A 19,091-nucleotide genomic window follows, 5' to 3' on the forward strand; every position below is an offset into this window, starting at 1 on the left:
GGGTGGCCGGGCGTCCCCGGATCAGGGGCTGCCCACCGCCACGCCGTGCCCGGCACCGGCGCTGCCCAGATGACGAGGTGAGACCTGGGCAGCGCCGGTGTCGCCGCAGCTACACCCCGAAACCTGTACCCCCAGTGTTGATCGGCAACAGGTTCTGGTTGTCCCCTGTTACTGCGGCAGGACCAGCCGGTTGGCGATGTCGTACAGGTCGGCCTCCGGTACCCGGCCGGCGATGATGACCGGGACTCCGTCGACCGCGTCGAGGACCCACAGCTGGCGGTAGCCGTTCTCGTCGACGTGGCGCGTCTCGTGGCCCTGCACGGGTTGTCCCGGTGCGCCGCCGGTCGGGGGCTTGGCGCCGACACCGCTGTTGACGAAGATCGTCGGCTGGACGGTGCACGTGCCCAGCCGGTAGCTCGTCATCATCCCGGGGTCGGACGGGCCCTTTTCGACGTCGAAGGCGCAGATCCGCATCCCGTTGGGCAGGTCGCGCAGGGCGTACCTCGGGGTGACGGTCGTCGTGCCGGGGAACTGGATGTTCTGCGCGATCCGGCGGCCGGCCTCGATCAGTTGCTGAGCGGGCGCTGTGCTGCCGGGCGCGGCGTTCACGTTCACGTACATCGACCCGCCGTCGGGGTGCGTCACGTACAGCTCGTAGCCGCCTGGCCCGGTGGACACCGAGCTCTCGACCCCGGGCTGCCCGTTGATCGTCACGGGCTGGCCAGGGCCCGACTTGAACGTCGCCCGGTCCGCCGACACCATCCGCATCTGCTGGACGTCGACCTCCAGGACCTGGTTGCTGGCCGTGACGGTCAGCATGTACTCACCGCCGTACAGCGGCACGTCCGGCTTGTCCGCGCTGAACCCCACGTTGATCCGGTGCACCAGGTAGGAGACCGCGCCCGGTGGGAGCCAGCCGAGGGAGTAGGGCATCTGCAGGCCCGCTGCGGCTGGTGCGGTGGTGGTCGGGGTTTGGCTGCTTTGAGAGCCGTTGACGGGGGCGGCGATCTGGGAGTGCTCCACGGGGTCCTGCCGGCTCAGCACCACGGCGGTGACCGCGCCGAGGGTCAGCACGGTGGCTCCGGCGGCGACCGCGAACGGCCGGCTCAGCCCGGAGCGCCTGCTGTCGATGCGTTGGCGCGCCGCGGCGAGCACCGCGTCGCTGTCGGGCGCGCCGTGTTCGCGCGCCGCGAAGGTGTCCTTGATCAGGTTCTCGATGTTCATCACGTCTCCCTGGCTTCCGCCATTTGCTCGATGGCCAAGCCGTTTCGCAGTGCCGCCAATGCCTTGTGGGCGTGTGCCCGGACGGTGGCCTGGGCACAGCCGAGCAGCCCGGCGATCTCCGGATCGGGCAGCTGCTCGTAGTACCGCAGCACCATCACGGCCCGCTGGCGCTTGGGCAGCCGTGCCAAGCGCTGCCACATGTCCTCGCGCGCGGCGTGATCCGTTGCGAAATCGTCCGCCCGTGCCTCGTCGGGGACGTCCCCCGACGCGATCACACGCGCAGACCAGCTATGTCGCCAGGACAGGTAGCCGTTGGTCACCATCCGCAGCACATACCGGTCGGGGTGATCCGCGCTGCTGATCCGTGACCAGTGCCGGTACACCTTGACCAGCACGTCCTGCACCAGATCAGCCGCCTGCTCCCGCTCGCCGGTGAGCATCGTCGCGTACCGCAGCAACCGCGGCAGTTGCGCACGGGCGAAGTCGTCGTAGTCAGCCATCACCCTTGAAGACTCACGTCGACGGCGCTCCGTTTACCGGCTTCGGCGAATAAACAGGTTGATCCACTCAACGAGTCGTAGAGGTGAGGGGAACCACCAGCCGACGTCACTAGGGGCGATCTGTGCACAAACGCAGTTTCATCCACGCGGCGGTCTTCGCCGTGGTGGCCACCGGTGTCGCCGTCTCACCGGCAGCCGCGCAACCACCCGCGCCCGCGCCGGCCGAGGCGCCCAGGACGGTCACGCTGATCACCGGCGACAAGGTGACCGTGACCAGGAAGGACGGTTCCTGGGACGCGAAGATCCAGCCTGCCGCCCGGCTCGGGCCGGTGCGGTTCATCAAGTCCGTCAGCGCCAAGGGTGTGACGGTGATCCCATCGGTCGCAGAGCCGCTGATCCGGGCGGGCAAACTGGATCGCCAACTGTTCGACGTGACCGGCCTGATCGACCTGGGCTACGACGACGCCCACACGTCCGAGATCCCGCTGCTGGTCGAGTCGGCAGGCGCCCGGACGCTCGGCAAGATCACCCGCGAGCTGCCTTCGGTGCGGCTCTCCGCGGTGGCCACGCCGAAGGACAAGGCCGCGGAACTGTTCGACAAGGCCGACGTGGGCAAGATCTGGCTCAACGGCAAGGTTCAGCCATCGCTGGACGTGAGCGTGCCGCAGGTCGGCGCACCGGCCGCCTGGCAGGCCGGGCACACCGGTGCGGGCGCGACCGTCGCGGTCCTCGACACCGGCTACGACCCGAAACACCCCGACCTGGCCGGGATCGTGAAGGGCGAGAAGGACTTCACCGGCGAAGGCATCGTCGACAACGTGGGGCACGGCACGCACGTGGCCTCGACCGTCGCCGGCCGCGGCACCAAGTACGCCGGCGTCGCCAAGGGCGCGGACCTGTTGATCGGCAAGGTCTGCCAGACCGGCGGCTGCCGGTTCGACGCGATCCTCGCGGGCATGCAGTGGGCCGCGGACAGCGGCGCCGAGGTCGTGAACATGAGTCTGGGTGGCGGGCCCGGCGACGGCGTCAGCAACCCGCTGGAGATCGCGCTGAACCGGCTCTCGGCCGAGAAGGGCACGTTGTTCGTGGTCGCGGCCGGCAACTACGGCCAGAGAAGGACGGTCGCGAGCCCGGCCTCCGCGGACGCCGCCCTGGCCGTGGCCAGCGTGAGCAAGCAGGACGAGTACAGCCTGTTCTCGCAGCCCGGGCCGCGGCTCAAGGACTACGCCGTCAAACCGGACATCGCCGCGCCAGGTGAGGACATCGTGGCCGCACGGGCCGCCGGCACGCTCTCCGACCGCGTTGTCGACGAGCACCACGCGCGGCTGAGCGGCACCTCCACGGCGACACCGCACGTGGCCGGTGCCGCGGCGATCCTGGCCGCACAGCACCCGGACTGGACCGGCCAGCGGATCAAGGCCGCGCTGATGGGCAGCGCGACCCCGATCGACGCCACGATCTACCAGCAGGGCGCCGGCCGGCTCGACGTCGGCAGGGCGTCCAGGCAGACGATCATCCCCAGCACGGGGAGCCTGAGCCTCGGTTTCGTGCGGTGGCCGCACAACCAGCCCGCGCTGACCAAGCAGATCACGTACAGCAACACGGGCAGCGCACCGGTTTCGCTGCGGCTGAGCGTGGACGTCCCGGCGTTTCACCTGAACGCCGACGAGATCACCGTGCCTGCCAACGGTGAGGCCACGGTGACGGTCACCTTCGACCAGTCCGCCGCTCAGATCGGTGTCCACGGCGGCAGGCTCGTTGCCAAGAGCGGCGACACGGTGATCCAGACGCCGGTCGGCGCGTACAAGGAACCGGAGAGCTACGACCTCACGACGAAGCTGATCGACCAGAACGGCGCCGCGCCGGCCGACGGCCTGCTGGCGAGCGCGATCTGGGTTCCGCTGGGCACCGGCAAGGACGACTTCGACCTGATGGGCAACAACAGCACCGTGCGGCTGCCCGCGGGCCGGTACGCGGTGCTGGGCACGATCCAGACCGCGTTTCCCGGTCAGCCCCTGCCGACGAGCACCAGGGTGGCCGACCCGGAAGTCGATCTGCACAAGGACACCGTGGTGACGCTGGACGCCAGGAACGGCAAGAAGGTCACCGTGCAGACCGACGAGAAGGAGGCCCGCCCGATCTCCTGGACGAACGGGATGGCCATCGACACCGGTGCGCGTGGCGTGGGCTACTTCAGCATGTCGGACAACAACGACTACACCGTGCCAACCTCCAAGCACACCAAGGAGTTCGTGTATCTCGACCGGATGAAGCTCGAACGGCCACAGGTCCGGCTGACCGTCGACGAGCCCGAGTCGTTCGAGATCCCCGTGCAGTGGCTACCGGGCTCACCGCGGACGACCGACACCCGCGCACTGTCCGCTGTGGACGTTGGGCACGCCACACCAGCCGAGATCGCCGCGGCCGACCTCAAGGGCAAACTCGTGGTGTTCACGCTGGGCGCCGGTGAAGGTCTCGAGTTCAGCCCGCGGGCGCGGGCGATCGCCGAAGCGGGCGCGAACTCCGTGCTGTTCCACTTCTCCGGCAGCCCCGTGCGGATGACGGAAGCGCCGCCACTGCCGTTGACGTACACGTTCAGCCCCGACGGCGCCCGGCTGGCGAAGTTGCCGAACGCGTCGGTCACGCTGACCGGCTTGCCGACGAGCCCCTACCGGTACGAGCTGGTGTTCCCCAGCTACGGGGACGTTCCGGCCAACGTGACCTACCGGCCGCGCAACAGCGATCTGGCCACGGTGAAGACGACCTACCGGGCGCCGGTGGACGGGGTGGGCTACGGGTCGATGTTCGCCACCGACGGCAAGTACGACCTGGAGGGCTCACTGGAGTCGACGGAGACTCCGCTTCCCCTGGAGCGGACCGAGTACTTCTCACCCGCCACGTGGACGAACTCCGTGAGCGTGGTCGCAGGAGGTGCCGCACAGCAGTACGAGGCCGCCAAACGGACCTTCAAGGCAGGCCAGAAGGCCACTGTGGACTGGGGCAAGGCCGTGATCGGGCCGGGTCTCACCGGGTCGGTGGGCTTCTTCTCGACCGAGCCGCACCTGGCGTACCGCACGGGAGAGAAGATCAACGCGCATCTGCCGCTGTTCTCCGACTCGGCCGGCCACTCCGGGTTCCCCAGCTCCAGTGACACCGGCGACACCGTGCTCTACTCCGACGGCAAGGAGATCGCCCGCAGCGGCCAGCCCGGCAGCGGCCAGTTCACGGTGCCCGCGGGCGTGGCGAACTACCGTCTCACCGCCGAGGCGCGCCGGAGCAACCAGGGATGGCCGCTGTCCACGAAGGTCAGCGCGGAATGGGGCTTCCGTTCCGAGCACACGACCGCCGCCACTCCCCTGCCGTTGCTGTCGATCGGTTTCGACCCCGACCTCGACCTGACGAACCACGCGCCCCGCAACGCGCTGTTCCCGGTACCGCTCCGCGTCGACCGGCAGCCGGGCGCACAGGGCGGCAAGGCCGAGCCGAAGCAGGTCGAGGTGTCCCACGACGACGGGCAGACGTGGCAGCGGGTGCCGGTGCTGCGCGTGAGCGGCACCTGGATGGCGGTCATCCGGAATCCGGCGTCCGGGTTCGTGTCGCTGCGCGCGAACGCGGCGGACCAGGACGGCAACACGGTGACCCAGACGATCATCAGGGCCTACCGGGTGAAGTGACGCGTGAGCAGAAGGCCCGCGCCCTTCACGGGCGCGGGCCGACTGCTCACCTGTTGCTCAGCAGGCGAGGGAGATCCTCGGTGACTTGCCGGCCAGCGTGAGCGGGGAGCCGACGTAGCCGGCCTTGGTGAAGATGGCGATCCCGGCGCTCCGGTAGACGGCGGTGGTCCCAGGACACGGAGTGGTCACTTCGTGGGTGAGCGCGGTGACCTTGGGCAGTCCCTTCCAGGAGTCGGGGCCGAGGGCGCCGTTGATCTCGATGGCGACCCCGACCTCGATCGTGTCCAGAACGCCGTCACACGACACCTTGATGTCGGCGCGAACCTTCCCGCCGGTGACGTACGGATTGGTGACGGATCCGCCGCAGGTGATGACCTCCTGCGCCCCGAACGATGCGCCGGCGCTTCTGGTCAGGGTCACCGTGAACGACTCCGCGTCGGCGGTCCCGGCGGCGGTGAGCGGAACCGACGGCCGGTCGGCGGCGCCGGCCGGGCCCGCCGCCAGCACCGTCCCAGCGGCACACGCCACCGCCAGGACAACGGCGGAGAGGACTGTCCGAACACGCGGCATTGTTTACCTCCAACTGTTGGGGTGAAAGGAATTCCCGTGCCGGTCGCGCAGGGCGGCGTGCTACGTCCGGCGAATGGGGTCGGTGTAGAAATCGCCCACCTGGTTGGTGCCACCGGTGAGCGCCACCTCGACGTGCAGGATCGTGTAGTAGGGCGCGCCGAACGCCATGGACTCGAGACTCGTTGCCGAGCACGACCGGTTCGTCGCGCTTCCCGAGCAGGACTCCTGACCGATTTCCCGCCCCAGGTCCCACGGGGTGTACCGGCCCTGGTAGACGCGCACGTTCATGAGGAGCATGAAGATGTCCGGCGCGGGGAGGTTGGGGTTGGCGCGGCTGCGGCAGTCCAGGTTCCAGGTGGCGGTGACCTTGTAGTTGGCGTCGATCGCCGCCGGCCAGGCCACACTCACGTAGCAGAACGACTGCGGTGGCGTCGCCTGGATCACCGCCTCCGCGACCGAGGTCCCGTTCTGCAGGACGAGCACCGCCGAGCCGGTGCGGAAGCCGGTGCCGGCGAGCCCTCCCGGTGCGGCGGTGGCGGAGGGAACCGCGGTCAGTGCCAACGCCGCGGCCAGTGCCGCGAGCAGCGTGAGAGGTCGCTGGAACAAGCGTGTTCGATGCATCGTCGTCCTTCCTCAGCAGCTCAGGAACGGATCCGGCCGGGTGGTGCCGAACCAGCCCCAGTCGGTGAGCGGGCTCCCGGCGTAGAAGGTCGCCTGGACGTACACGACCCCGTACCAATAGGCCGGGAAGCAGGGGGCGAGCGTGTGGGAGAGGCCTTCGATCACGAGGGTCGAACTGTCCCCGCCGCGAAGGGGGACGTTCTCCGCCTTGGTGGCGAGCGTCCAGTTGTCGCCCTCGCTGAACCGGTAGTAGAGGTAGAGGTGCGCGAGGCCGCTCGCCCACCTGCCGTTGCACCGCATCTTGAGTCCGAAGTTGACAGTCGGCTTCGGACTCCAGGTGGGCTTCCAGCCGTCGACGCCGCACACGACCTGGTCGTCGGGCACGTTGTTCAGCCCTCGGGCCGACGGACCGCTCGCGCCGAACCTCGTGGCCCGCAGCCCCTCCTGCGTCATCGCCGATCCCGGAGGGCTGATCACGACGAGGTCCGCCGTCGCCGCGCCCACCGGTGGTGACGCGGCGGCCGACGCGGCCGCGACCAGGAAGGCGGCAAGGGTCGTGACGATGAGCCGTCCACGTCTCATGGGAGTTCCTTTCTGTTCTGGCACTTCGCCGCAGGCATCAGCGTGGCCGCGCGCTTCCGCACGGCCACACCACGTTCTGCGAATCCGCTGTTCAGCGGCGAGGTGGCGGGCGACGCCGAGGTACGACGACCCGGCGCGCCTTCACCCGAATGAAGCAACGCACTGGTCGTTACGTTCCGCCATTCGCGAACGATGCCCGGAGTAGGCGGCGTTGTCGGGTTGGAGTTCGGAAGGGCGGAACTGTGGCGCTCGAGTCGGCACGATTCAGAGGCGACCCGGTACTGGAGCGGATCGCGAGGAACGACACGTCCGCGTTCCTCCGCTTCGGCGCGAAGGGCGAGCACGTGCGGAAGGTCCAGTTCGCGCTCATCGACCTCGGGTTCGGCATCCCCGACGGCGCGACCGGCAACTTCCTCCAGCAGACCAGCGCGGCCGTCGTCGCCTACAAGACGTCGCGCGGTCTGACGCCGAACGATCCGGTGGCGGGCGTCGGGACGATCACCACGCTGGACCGTGAGTGGGCGATGCCGTTCGCCGACCGGGACGAGTGGTTGTCCTGGCAGACCCGGCTGATCCCAGAGTTCAACTTCACCAGGGCGGACGAGCTCGCCCGCAGGCGGTCAGGCCGGGGATTCGTGCTGAACCCGTTGTCCGCCTGGTTGCCGTCCGCCTTCCGCGACGGGATCTTCACCGCGTTGACGGCGCTTCTGGACCCGGCCGGCTCGCCGCTGGGACAGTTCACCCCCGCGGCGTCGTGGGGTGCGAGTCCGCTGGACACGTACCACTGCCACGTCGTGATCGACACGGCGAACGTGGGACCGGCGTGGCAGGGATTCCAGGGGTTCTCGCGGGCCATCGACCAACGGATGGCGGAGATGATGCGGCAGGCCGATCAGGCCGGTCAGGAGGGAACGCCGGCGTGGACGGCGGCGTATCGCGCGCTGCTCCTGGCGCCGGGCAACCCCGGTTTCACCCAGCGGATCGCCAACCTGCTGAACGACATCGCGCGGGAGTCGCAGAACACCGGGGTCCCGGTCAAGCTCGTCTGGCACACGTTCGAACACGCTGCCTGGCGCCCGGTCGAGATCGGCTCGAACGATCCGCGGCGGGCTTGGCTGAACGTCGTCACGCCTGTCGCGGGACCCGTCACGCAGTGGCCGTTCCCGGTGACGGACGTGGCGTTCGCCGCCAACGTCGCCCAACTGCTCGGGCTGGCCGTGATCGTGGACAAGACAGGGACTGTCACGGTGGCCGCACAGACGCGAACAGAAGCAGCCGCGCTCGCGGGCCTCGACAAGAAACGAATCGACGACGCGACATGAGGCCGTGGGACTCACTTGTCCCACGGCCTCCGGGCGGAACTCTCAGACGAACTGCTCCCATCCCGCGCCGATCTGCGTGCCGGACCCGTACGGCGCGGAGTTGCTGCCGCCGTTGACGTACAGCCACAACGTGCCGTCCGGACGGGTGGCCACCAGGTCGGCGCGCGCGTCACCGGTGACGTCGCCGGCCAGGACCCGGTCGAACTGCTCCCAGGACACACCGATCTGCGCGCCCGTGGAGTACGGTGCCGCGTCGCTTCCACCGTTGGTGTAGAGCCACAGTGTGCCGTCGGGGCGGCTGGCGATCAGGTCGGCGCGGGAGTCGCCGGTCACGTCGGCGAGCGCCAGGTGCCGGAACTGTTCCCATCCCGCGCCGACCTGGCTGCCGGACCCGTACGGCGCGGAGTTGCTGCCACCGTTGACGTACAGCCACAACGTGCCGTCCGGGCGGGAGGCGACCAGGTCCGCTCTGCCGTCACCGGTCACGTCGCCGAGGACCACGTGGCGGAACTGCTGCCAGGCCACGCCGATCTGGGTGCCGTTGCCGTACGGCGAGGCGTCGCTTCCGCCGTTGGTGTAGAGCCACAGCGTGCCGTCCTGACGCGCCGCCACGACGTCGGCTCTGCGGTCGCCGGTCACGTCACCGGCCAGGTGCCACAGGAACTGCTGCCAGCTCACGCCGACCTGGGTGCCGCTGCTGTACGGCGCGGTGTTGCTGCCGCCGTTGCGGTACATCCACAACGTCCCGTCCGGGCGACGCGCCACCAGTTCGGACCGGCCGTCGCCGGTCACGTCACCGGCGGTCACACCACCCGCGGCGCCTCCGGCCAGTGCGGCGAGCTGCGTCACAGATCCCTTGAAGACCATGGAGTCGTGCACCGCACCGCGTTTGCACGCGTCGATGTCGTACTGCCAGAACGTCCAGTTGGTGCCCCAGCCCGGCACCGACGGCGGTGTCGAGTTGCAGCTCGAGATGTCCAGCGGGTACCCGGCGAAGGCGGAGCTGCTGCCCGTGCACGGGTTCCACCAGTTGACGTTGGTGTAGATCATCGGTGTGCGGCCGATGCGCGCCTGGACCGTGGTCAGGAAGGTGCTGATCCAGGTGCGCATCTGGCTCTGGGAAAGGCCGTAGCAGTCGGGCGTGCCGGCCAGGTAGGGCCATTCCAGGTCGAGGAACGGCGGCAGCGTCCTGCCGTCGGCGGTCCACTGGAGGTTGTTCACGAAGTGGTTGGCCTGCCCGGCCGGGTTGCCGAGGTCGGGCCGGCCGAAGGCGTAGGCGCCCACGTAGAGACCGGCGGCCTTGGCGTCCCTGTTGTCCTGACTGAAGTACGGGTTGACGTAGCTCGTGCCCTCGGTGGCCTTGACGAAGGCGAACTCCTCCCCCGCTGCCCGTCGGCCGGCCCAGTTGATGGTCTTGCCCCCGGCGTGGTCGTGGCTGGAGACGTCGATGCCGTTGACCGTGTAGCCGGGCGGAAGGGCGGCGACGTCGATCGTGCCGGCGTCCGACTGGGTGGCGAGGAGCAGCTGGGCCACGAGGGTGAGTGCCAGGACGAGAAGTGACGTGTGGGTGCGCATGGCGATTCTCCCTGTGTCTCGGTGCTGGGATCAGACGAACTGTTCCCAGCCGCCGCCGATCAGAGATCCGCTGCTGTACGGCGAGGTGTTGCTGCCGCCGTTGACGTACTGCCACAGGGTGCCGTCCGGCTTGGTGGCGATGATGTCGTCGCGGCCGTCGCCGTTGGTGTCGCCGAGCAGCACGCGGTCGAACGGCTGCCAGCCGGTGCCGACCAGGATGCCGCTGCTGTACGGCGAGGTGTTGCTGCCGCCGTTGGTGTACAGCCACAGCGTGCCGTCCGGCTTGACGCCGAGGAGGTCCGCGCGGCCGTCACCGGTCACGTCGCCGGCCACGAACGAACTGAACATGCCCCACCCGGTGCCGATCGGGGACGCGGTGCCGTACGGCGAGGTGTCGTTGCCGCCGTTGGTGTACAGCGAGAGCGTGCCGTCCGGCTTGGCGGCCACCAGGTCCGCGCGGCCATCACCGGTCACGTCGCCCAGGGCCACCTCGGTGAACTGCTGCCACGCCGACCCGATCACGGTGCCCCAGTCGTAGGGCGAGGTGTCGTTGCCGTTGTTGGTGTACAGCAACAACGTGCCGTCGGGTCGTGCGGTGACGATGTCCGCGCGACGGTCGCCGGTGACGTCCCCGGCCAGGAACCACGCGAACTGCGCCCACCCACTGCCGATCAAGGAGCCGCTGCCGTACGGCGCGGAGTCGTTGCCGCCGTTGACGTACAGCCACAGCGTGCCGTCCGGGCGGCGGGCGATCAGGTCGTCCCTGCCGTCACCCGTCACGTCTCCTGCCGCGACACCGCTGCCGCTGGAGGAGCCCTCGAGGATGCGGTCGTAGCGGACCGGCCGGTAGTTGCTCGCGTTGCTCTGGGTCCACGTCCGCTGGATCGTGCCCTTGGACCCGGTCTGCTCGATCACGACCGGCCGGGTGTGCGCCGCGTCCTCCCATCTGACGAACAACGCCACGTGGTCGACGGACGGGTTGTTCTCGTGGCGCAGCAACGCGTCGCCGGGCTGCAGCGACGAACGCGGGATGTCCGTGGACACGTCTCCGAGGTTCCCCGTCCAGAAGTCGCTGCCCCGCTTGCCGAGCCCCCACGCCATCGACACGAATCCCGAGCAGTCGGTCCGGTAGTCGCCGTAGGAGTTCCGGTAGCACCTGGACTGGCTGTAAGGGACGCCGCCCACGTTCAGCCAGCTCTGCGCTCGGGTCAGCACCTGCGAACGGGTGAGGCTCTTGTGTGCGCCGTTGTCCGCGCACGGCACCGGCGTCGTGGACACCGAGGCCACCATCCGGCCGTCGTCGGCCAGTCCCGGATAGCTCGGCAGCGGCGGGTTTCCGGCCGCCTGCCCGGTGATCGCGGTGGAGGTGTCAGGTGCCGCGACCGCGGTGACCGGGCCGATGGCGGCGAGCGCGACGAGCGCGGCGGCGACCAGGCCGACTCCCGCGCCCCGGCGGATCGAGTTCGTGTTCATGGCTGCTCTCCCCTTGGTGGACTTCGTGGAGGAACTTCGACGGGAACGAGCGTCTGCGGCCGCGCTGCACCTTTTCTGCATTGACGGCGCAACGCCGATACAGAGGCCTTGCAGCGGCGGTACGCTGCTGGACCGCGCCTGCGGCGGGGAGGCCGTGGCCCGTGAAATCGGGAGTCCGCATGGAATTCCACCTGCTCGGACCGGTGGAGGTGACGCGCGACGACGGCACGGCCGGGCTGAAGGGCACCAAGATCCGCACCCTGCTGGCCGCGCTGCTGCTCGCTCCCGGACGGGTGCTGGCCACGAACCGGCTCGTCGACATCGTCTGGGACGACGACCCGCCACCGACCGCCAGGGCGTTGATCCAGACCTACGTCTCCACGCTGCGCCGCACGATCGGGGACACCGACGCGCGGGTCATCCGCACCGAGGCACCCGGTTACCTGGCCCGGATCGAGGACGGCAGCCTCGACAGGGACAGGTTCGACCAGCTCGTGGCCCAGGGACGTGCGGCGGCGGGCGGCGGGCGGCACCGCGAGGCGTCCAACGCCTTCCGCACCGCGGACGCCCTGTGGCGCGGGCCGGCGCTCGGCGGGGTGCAGAGCCGCATCCTCGCGATGGAGGCCATCCGTCTGGACGAGCAGCGGATCGCGGTCGTCGAGGCGCGGATCGCCGCCGACCTGGCGCTGGGGCTCGCCGAGGAGCTGATCGGCGAGCTGACCGTGCTGGTGGGCCAGCACCCGACCCGTCCGACGCTGCGCGGCCACCTCATGCTCGCCCTGTACCGAGCGGGTCGCGCCGCCGACGCGCTCACCGTCTTCCGGCAGGGCAGGGAGGCGCTGGTCGACGAGCTGGGCATCGAACCGGGGCCTGAGCTCACCCGGTTGCACGAGGGCATCCTGCGTTCCGACCCGGCGCTCCTGGGTCCTCGTGCCACGCCGCCCAGATCCGTTCCCCCGCCTCCCGCCGCCGTACCGCAGACCGGCAACGGCCGGGGCCCCGGCCACCGCGTGCCGCGCCAGCTCCCGCCCGACGCCGCCGACTTCACCGGCCGGGCCGAGCTCGTCGGCGTGCTCGCCGGTGTGCTCACCGGCGAGCACACCGGGCCCGTCGTCGCGGCGCTGATCGGTCCGGGAGGGGTCGGCAAGTCGGCGCTGGCCGTCCACGTGGCCCACCACGTGTCGCAGGCGTACCCGGACGGACAGCTGCACGTGGACCTGCGCGGGACGAGCGGAGCACCCGCGTCACCCGCCGAGGTGCTCGGCCGTCTGCTGCGCGCGCTGCAGGCGGACGCCATCCCGGACGAGGCGGACGAACGCATGGACGCGTACCGCACCGTGTTGTTCGACCGCCGTGTGCTGATCGTTCTCGACGACGCCGCGAACGAGCAGCAGGTACGGCCTCTGCTGCCGGGCACCGACTCCTGCGCCGTGCTGCTGACCTCGCGCAACCGGCTGGCCGGTTTGGCGGGTGCCCGTCACGTCGAGATCGACATGCTCTCCTCGGGCGAAGCCGCCGCCCTGCTGGCCAAGGTCGCCGGCGCCGACCGGATCGGCGACGCCCCCGACGCCACCAGGGCCATCCTGACGTCCTGCGGCAACCTGCCTCTGGCGGTCCGCATCGCCGGAGCGCGGCTCGCCACCCGCAAGCACTGGACGCCGCGCCTGCTCGCCGCCCGGCTGACCGACGAGCGCCGCCGTCTCGACGAGCTCTCCGCGGGCGACCAGCAGATCCGGGCGAGCATCGAGATGGGGGTGCACAGCCTCGAACCGGCCGCGCAGGCCGCGCTCCGCAGGCTCGGTCACCTGGGGTTGGCGGACTTCCCGGCGTGGGTCGTCGCCTACGCGCTCGACGTCTCGATCGACGAGGCCGAGCAGGTGGTCGAGCACCTCGTCGACAACCACCTGGTCGACTACACCTTCGTCGACGACGCGGGCCAGGTGCGGTACCGGCTGCACGACCTGGTCCGCATCTACGCGCGCGAGGAAGCCGAACGACGGGAGAGCGAGGCCGACCTGGTCGCCTCGACCGCCCGCGTGGCCGGCGGGTGGGCGGCAGTGCTGGAGCTGCTGCGCGACCACGTGGTCGACAGCGTGACGTCCGGGGCGATCCACCCGCACGCGCCGGTGCCCGCAGGCGTCGTCGCGGCCGATCCGGACGTGGTCGGCACGGCGCTCGCGGACCCCCGGCGGTGGCTCGACGTCGAGCAGGCGTCCCTCGTGCTCGCCGTGGAGCGCAGCGCCGAGATGGGTCTGCACGAGCTGGCGGTGGCCGTGGCGTCGGTGCTGTGTGCGTCGAGCTACGCGCTGAACCGGGTGGAGGACCTCTGGGAACGCGTGCACCGCGCCGCACTGAAGGCTGCTCGTGCGGCGGGCAACGCGCACGGCGAGGCGGTGCTGATGGCCGAACTGGGTCAGCTCCGGTACGAACAGGACCGCTTCGCCGAAGCGCGCCTGCACCTGACCGACGCCGTCGAGCGGTTCCGCGACCTGCACGACCCGCGGGGTGAGGTGAGCGCCCTGAGCGCGCTCGGACTCGCCTGCCGCGAGCAGGGATACCTGCCAGAGGCCGAACACTTCCTCGTCAAAGCCGCCGACGCCTGCACGAGCCTCGACGACGACTGCGCCACCGGGCACTGCCAGCGGCTGATCGGCTCCGTCTTCCTGGAGCGCGGCAACTTCGACGCCGCCGACGCCGCTCTGGCCGAGGCACTCGCGGCCTACCGGCGGGCGGGCAGCCGGCGGGGCGAGGCGCTGACCCTGCGCACGATCGGGCTGACCCACCGCGCCTGCGGCAGGCTGGACGCCGCCGAGAGCGCGTTCGCCGCTGCGCTCGTCCTGTTCCTTGACCTCGGCGACACCAAACTCGTGCAGTTCTGCCGACGCGGGCTGGCCAAGACCTATCTGCGGCAGGGCCGGTTCACCGAAGCCCGCGAACCACTGGACACCGCGCTCGTCGCGCACCGGGCAGAGCGGGACAGCTGGTCGGTGGCGATGGTGATGCGCACGCTCGGCGAACTGGAGCTGGCGTGCGGCAACGTCGACGAGGCCCGCGGGTGGCTCACCGGTGCGCTGGAGATCTTCCGCGACATGGAGGCGACGCTGTTCTGCGCCCGCACGCTGCGCGACATCGCGCAGGTCGAGCGGGCCAGAGGCGACCAGGCCGCCGCCGAGGCCGCACTCGCCGAAGCCCTGGAAACGTTCCACGCCCACGGTGCCCGCGAGTACGACGAGCTGACGGCTGGAGCGACCAGGACGCCGCTGTAATTCCGTTGCAGCGTTCTTACAGCGCCGGGACCGACCTTTTCGGTGGAAGTCGTTGCACCGCCAGCGTCGGAGACCCTGCGATGATCGTGCTGCCGCCCGACCCGTGCCTCGCCGGAGTCCCCGTGCGGGACAACGGCGAGGTGCTCGTGGAGGTGCGAACCTCGGCCCCGCTGCGCACGGCGGGGCCGGTCCACCTCCGGTCCGGTCTCGTCGACCGGCTCGTGACCGCTCAGACCCTGCTGCCCCGCGAGGTCCGGCTGCTGATCGTCGACGGCTACCGCCCACCGGCGCTCCCGTGCCGGAACCTGGCCTGCGCACTCGATCCAGGATCGGACGTGTGCGCGACACCGCCCGGCACGGCTCCCCACCTGACCGGTGGTGCGGTGGACCTCACCCTGGCGAACAGGGACGGGCGGGCGAGCCCCGGCACGCCTCTCCCGGCCTGCGGCACCGGTCCGATCCCGCCGCCGCACCACGAACTCCGGCACCTGTTGTCGACCGCTCTGGGGGCGGCGGGCCTCGCCAACCACCCCGCGCGGTGGTGGCACTGGTCCTACGGCGACCGCTTCTGGGCGAGCGTGACCCACGCCCCGCACGCCCGTTACGGATGTTGCCCGCCATGAGAGCTCAGTGCGTGCTGACCGCCTCGTCGAGGAAGCCGCCGGACTGGTGGCGCCACAGCTTCGCGTACGTCCCGTCCACGTCGAGCAGTTCCGCGTGGGTGCCCTGTTCGACGATCCGGCCCTGGTCGAGCACGATCAGCTGATCCATCTGCACGACCGTGCTCAGCCGGTGCGCCACGACGATCGCGGTGCGGTTCTCCATGAGCCGCCACAGTGCTTCCTGGACCAGCACCTCGCTCTCCGAGTCCAGCGCGCTGGTCGCCTCGTCCAGCAACAGGATCGGCGCGTCGCGCAGGATGGCGCGGGCCAGCGCGACCCGCTGCCGCTGCCCGCCGGACAGTTTGACGCCGCGTTCGCCGACCATCGTGTCGAACCCGTCGGGCAGCGCCTCCGCGAACTCCGTCACGTGCGCGGCGTGCGCGGCGCGGTGGATCTCGGCGTCGGTCGCGCCCGGCCGTGCGAACGCGATGTTCTCGCGCAGCGTCCGGTGGAACATGGCCGGGTCCTGGGGCACGTACCCGATCAGGCTGCGCAGGTCGGCCTGGCTCAGGCGGGAGATGTCCTGACCGCCGATGAGGATGCGGCCCCGGTCGACGTCCATCAGCCGCAGCAGCAGCCGGGTGAGCGTCGTCTTGCCACCGCCGGAGCGGCCGACGAGCCCGATCCGCGTGCCCGCCGGGATGTCCAGGTCGAGCCCGTTGAACAGCGGTTCGCCGCCGCCGTGCGCGAACACGACGTTCTCGAACCGAACGCGGGAATCCTTCTCGCGCAACGGTTCCGGATGCTTCGGGTCCAGCACGACCGGCGGGTCGAGCAGCAGTTCGGTGAACTGGGCCGCCTCGGTGAGAGCGCTCTCCACCTGCCGGTAGATCTGGTTGAACTCGAACATGATCCGCGTCGCGTTCCCGAAGTAGGCGAACGTCACGACGATCGCCTCCACGCCGAGCCCGTCGCTGACCCCGATCGCGACGACGAGGCCGAGCACGTTGGTGAGCACGGACAGCGGCGCGATCACGGTGTCGATGCGCAGGTTGTTGTAGTCCCACGACCGCAGTGCCAGCGTTCGCAGCTTGGCGGAACGGGTCCGGTGCTCCGCGCTCTCGCGCTGCTCGGCGGCGAACGCCCGCACCGTCTCCATGTTCGTGAGCGTGTCCGAGACGTGGCCGGACACCTGCGCGACGGCGGCCTCGCGCTCGTCGACCAGCCGCTGGCGGTGGCGGATGAGCGGCGCGACCACGAATCCGGTGACGAGGATCAGGCCGACCAGCACCGCGACGAGCACCGGGTTGTAGCGCCACAGCACGACGCAGGCGAAACCCAGTGGGATGAAGTTGGCGAAGATCTTGAACACCAGCGTGTCCACGAAGTCCTCGAAGCGGAACGCGAAGCTCAGCACCCGTTTCGTGAGCGACCCCGCGAAGTTGTCGTGGAAGAACGCCGCGTCCTTGGCCAGCAGCTCGTCCATCGCGAGGGCGGACAGGTTCTCGATCCCGCGACCGTCAACGCGGTTGAGGCAGTGCATACCCATGCGCCACAACAGTTCCGAGAGCAGCATGAAACCGCCGAAGGCCAGCACGTACGGCAGGACGGTGCTGAGGCTCGTGCCGCCGCCACCCGCGAGCTTGCCCACGAGCGCACCCACCGCCAACGGCGCGAGGTAGAGCTGACACGTCACGCCCAGCGCGGGCAACACGAGTGCGCCCGCGGACATGAATCCGTGGCGCCGCAACTCCTTCCCGTACAGGCGCACAGCGAGCTGCACCGCGTTCTTGCGGAAAGGCTTTTCCGATCCTGACACGCCGTCCCCCTCCGGACACCTCGGCTTCCTCATGCTGCCGCAGAGAGCCGGGTCGCAGCGATCGAATATCGCCGCGCTGCACACGAGGGGTCGTCACAAAATCGAGGGCTGTCCGGTCTTCCTGGGCGTGAGTCAATTCCTGGAGTCGAGCACCGGCATCAGCGAGCCGGTCGTCGTGATCAAGAACTACCTCGTGCCGGCCGGCGAGGCCGAGCACTTCGTCGAGGCGTACCGGGAGAACGCGCGGATCATGTCGGCCCAGCCCGGCTTCGTGCGCTCCCGCCTGCACCGGCCACTCGCCGACGAACCGCAGGCGCGGTTCGTCCACGTCGCCGAGTGGAGCTCGGGAACCGATCTGGACCAGGCCGTCGCCAACCCCGAGTGGCATGCCTCGGTGCAGCGCATGTTCGACGACCCCGGCCTGCACATCACCTCGGAACCCGCCTCCTACCGCGTCGTGGTCGAGTTGCAGCCCTCGAGCGGTGCGATCGAGACCCTCGAGGACCTCCGCCGCCACCTGCAGTGGGCGATCGAGCTGGAGCACTCGACCATCCCTCCGTACCTGTGCGCGCTGTACTCGCTGGACCCGAGCCGCAACGCCGAGGCCGTGCAGGTCGTGGGCAGCGTGCTCGCGGAGGAGATGCTGCACCTGGCGCTGGCGGCGAACCTGCTCAACGCGGTCGGCGGCGAGCCCAGGCTCGACACCCCCGCGCTGCTGCCGCCGTACCCGCACCCGTTGCCGCACGGCGACCGATCGCTCCAGATCCAGCTCGTTCCGTTCGGCCCAGAGGCCCTGGAGCTGTTCCTGCGGATCGAGCAGCCGGCAACGGCGGACGCACCGCCCGAGGCAGACGGGTACGAGACGATCGGGCAGTTCTACGCCGCTGTCGAGGCGGGGATTCGCAGACTGTGCGACGAACTGGGCGAGGACGCCGTCTTCAGCGGCGATCCGGCACGGCAGGTCGGTGAGTTCCACCTGCGCGGCGGTGGCGGCACGGTCATTCCGGTACGTGACCTGAAGTCCGCGCTGGCGGCGCTGACCGAGATCACCGAGCAGGGCGAGGGAGCCGCGCGAACCGACGTCTGGGACGGCGACCGCGACGTCTTCCACCCCGACCGCGACGAGGTGGCGCACTACTACCGGTTCCAGGAGCTCAAGCACGGTCGCCGCTACCAGACCGGCGACACACCGCAGTCCGGTCCGACCGGTGAGCCGATCGCGGTCGACTGGGACGCGGTCATGCCGATGCGGCCGAACCCCCGCACGACCGACCACCCCGAGGGCAGCGACATCCGCGTGGCCCAGGAGCGGTTCAACACCACCTACTGCCTGCTGTTGAAACAGCTGGAGGAAGCGTTCAACGGCGATCCAGCGCGCCTGGGCGCCACCGTCGGCACGATGTACCAGGTGAAAGCACAGGCGCAGGCGCTGATGACGATGCCGTTGGAGGACGGGACGGCGACAGCGGGCCCGACGTTCGAGTACGTGCCGCCCAGCCGGCGGACCTGACCACGCAACGCAGTCGTCGCATTGTTGACGGTCGCATTGTTGGTGCGCATCCCAGCGTGGTCGGCTGTGCCGTATGACGAGCTTTGGTTACGTCATCGCCGCTTCGCGACGATTGCGATTGAGGCTTGATGCGATGAAGGAGCGGGGCCTCGCTCCTGGTGGGTCCCGAGCGGACGCTCGGGTTGCCTAGTTCTCAACGCAAGGGAGGCCCCTGGTGTCTGAGTATGACGGAAAGCAGTTCGTCGGGATCGATCTGCACCGGTCTCGTTCGGTGATCGTGCGGTTGACCGCGTCGGGTGAGCGGCTGGACGCGGTGCGGATCGTGAACGATCCGATGGCGCTGGTGGCGGAGA

The 19,091-nt window shown here is 69.9% G+C and carries 13 protein-coding genes; 5 read left to right on the forward strand and 8 right to left on the reverse strand.

What is annotated here, in order from left to right; genetic code table 11:
- Window positions 1–168: 168 nt before the first annotated feature.
- Window positions 169–1,224 carry a hypothetical protein gene (locus tag ACFOWZ_RS05815; protein ID WP_382369893.1) on the reverse strand — a complete coding sequence of 352 codons (1,056 nt, stop codon included), beginning with the start codon at window positions 1,222–1,224 and terminating at the stop codon, window positions 169–171.
- Window positions 1,224–1,724, reverse strand: coding sequence for a SigE family RNA polymerase sigma factor (locus ACFOWZ_RS05820; RefSeq protein ID WP_382369895.1), 501 nt, complete (start codon window positions 1,722–1,724; stop codon window positions 1,224–1,226). Before ACFOWZ_RS05820 ends, ACFOWZ_RS05815 begins: the two co-directional genes overlap by 1 nt.
- 122 nt (window positions 1,725–1,846) lie before the next feature.
- On the opposite strand from ACFOWZ_RS05820, the gene ACFOWZ_RS05825 reads away from it, so the two are divergent.
- Window positions 1,847–5,398 carry a S8 family serine peptidase gene (locus ACFOWZ_RS05825; RefSeq protein WP_382369897.1) on the forward strand — a complete coding sequence of 1,184 codons (3,552 nt, stop codon included), beginning with the start codon at window positions 1,847–1,849 and terminating at the stop codon, window positions 5,396–5,398.
- Between the two features lie 57 nt (window positions 5,399–5,455).
- On the opposite strand, the gene ACFOWZ_RS05830 is transcribed toward ACFOWZ_RS05825, so the two are convergent.
- Genes ACFOWZ_RS05830 through ACFOWZ_RS05840 form a run of 3 tightly spaced genes read right to left on the reverse strand, consistent with a single transcriptional unit; the run spans window position 5,456 to window position 7,171 of the window.
- The gene (locus ACFOWZ_RS05830; RefSeq protein ID WP_382369899.1) at window positions 5,456–5,968 is read right to left on the reverse strand and encodes a hypothetical protein; all 513 of its coding nucleotides are present in this window, start codon (window positions 5,966–5,968) and stop codon (window positions 5,456–5,458) included.
- 60 nt (window positions 5,969–6,028) lie between these two features.
- The gene (locus tag ACFOWZ_RS05835) at window positions 6,029–6,589 is read right to left on the reverse strand and encodes a hypothetical protein (protein WP_382369901.1); all 561 of its coding nucleotides are present in this window, start codon (window positions 6,587–6,589) and stop codon (window positions 6,029–6,031) included.
- 12 nt (window positions 6,590–6,601) lie between these two features.
- Window positions 6,602–7,171 carry a hypothetical protein gene (locus tag ACFOWZ_RS05840; protein ID WP_382369903.1) on the reverse strand — a complete coding sequence of 190 codons (570 nt, stop codon included), beginning with the start codon at window positions 7,169–7,171 and terminating at the stop codon, window positions 6,602–6,604.
- Between the two features lie 242 nt (window positions 7,172–7,413).
- Here ACFOWZ_RS05840 and ACFOWZ_RS05845 point away from each other — a divergent pair, with 242 nt between their 5' ends.
- A complete protein-coding gene (locus ACFOWZ_RS05845) occupies window positions 7,414–8,493 on the forward strand; it encodes a peptidoglycan-binding domain-containing protein (protein ID WP_382369905.1) in 1,080 nt (359 codons plus the stop codon).
- A gap of 42 nt (window positions 8,494–8,535) precedes the next feature.
- Here ACFOWZ_RS05845 and ACFOWZ_RS05850 read toward each other — a convergent pair whose 3' ends face one another.
- Both ACFOWZ_RS05850 and ACFOWZ_RS05855 read right to left on the reverse strand, forming a co-directional pair.
- A complete protein-coding gene (locus ACFOWZ_RS05850) occupies window positions 8,536–10,068 on the reverse strand; it encodes a GH25 family lysozyme (RefSeq protein WP_382369907.1) in 1,533 nt (510 codons plus the stop codon).
- 30 nt (window positions 10,069–10,098) lie between these two features.
- A complete protein-coding gene (locus tag ACFOWZ_RS05855; protein WP_382369909.1) occupies window positions 10,099–11,541 on the reverse strand; it encodes an FG-GAP-like repeat-containing protein in 1,443 nt (480 codons plus the stop codon).
- Window positions 11,542–11,720: 179 nt separating this feature from the next.
- On the opposite strand from ACFOWZ_RS05855, the gene ACFOWZ_RS05860 reads away from it, so the two are divergent.
- Together ACFOWZ_RS05860 and ACFOWZ_RS05865 are read left to right on the forward strand one after the other, a co-directional pair.
- Window positions 11,721–14,807 carry an AfsR/SARP family transcriptional regulator gene (locus ACFOWZ_RS05860; protein ID WP_382369911.1) on the forward strand — a complete coding sequence of 1,029 codons (3,087 nt, stop codon included), beginning with the start codon at window positions 11,721–11,723 and terminating at the stop codon, window positions 14,805–14,807.
- Between the two features lie 80 nt (window positions 14,808–14,887).
- Window positions 14,888–15,430 (forward strand): hypothetical protein, encoded by a 543-nt coding sequence (locus ACFOWZ_RS05865; protein WP_382369913.1) that lies wholly within the window; start codon window positions 14,888–14,890, stop codon window positions 15,428–15,430.
- Between the two features lie 4 nt (window positions 15,431–15,434).
- Here ACFOWZ_RS05865 and ACFOWZ_RS05870 read toward each other — a convergent pair whose 3' ends face one another.
- The gene (locus ACFOWZ_RS05870; RefSeq protein WP_382369915.1) at window positions 15,435–17,228 is read right to left on the reverse strand and encodes an ABC transporter ATP-binding protein; all 1,794 of its coding nucleotides are present in this window, start codon (window positions 17,226–17,228) and stop codon (window positions 15,435–15,437) included.
- A gap of 127 nt (window positions 17,229–17,355) precedes the next feature.
- Here ACFOWZ_RS05870 and ACFOWZ_RS05875 point away from each other — a divergent pair, with 127 nt between their 5' ends.
- Window positions 17,356–18,738 (forward strand): ferritin-like domain-containing protein, encoded by a 1,383-nt coding sequence (locus ACFOWZ_RS05875; RefSeq protein WP_382369917.1) that lies wholly within the window; start codon window positions 17,356–17,358, stop codon window positions 18,736–18,738.
- Window positions 18,739–19,091: the final 353 nt, after the last annotated feature.

The sequence above is a fragment of the Lentzea rhizosphaerae genome (assembly GCF_042649515.1).
Lineage (GTDB): Bacteria > Actinomycetota > Actinomycetes > Mycobacteriales > Pseudonocardiaceae > Lentzea > Lentzea aerocolonigenes.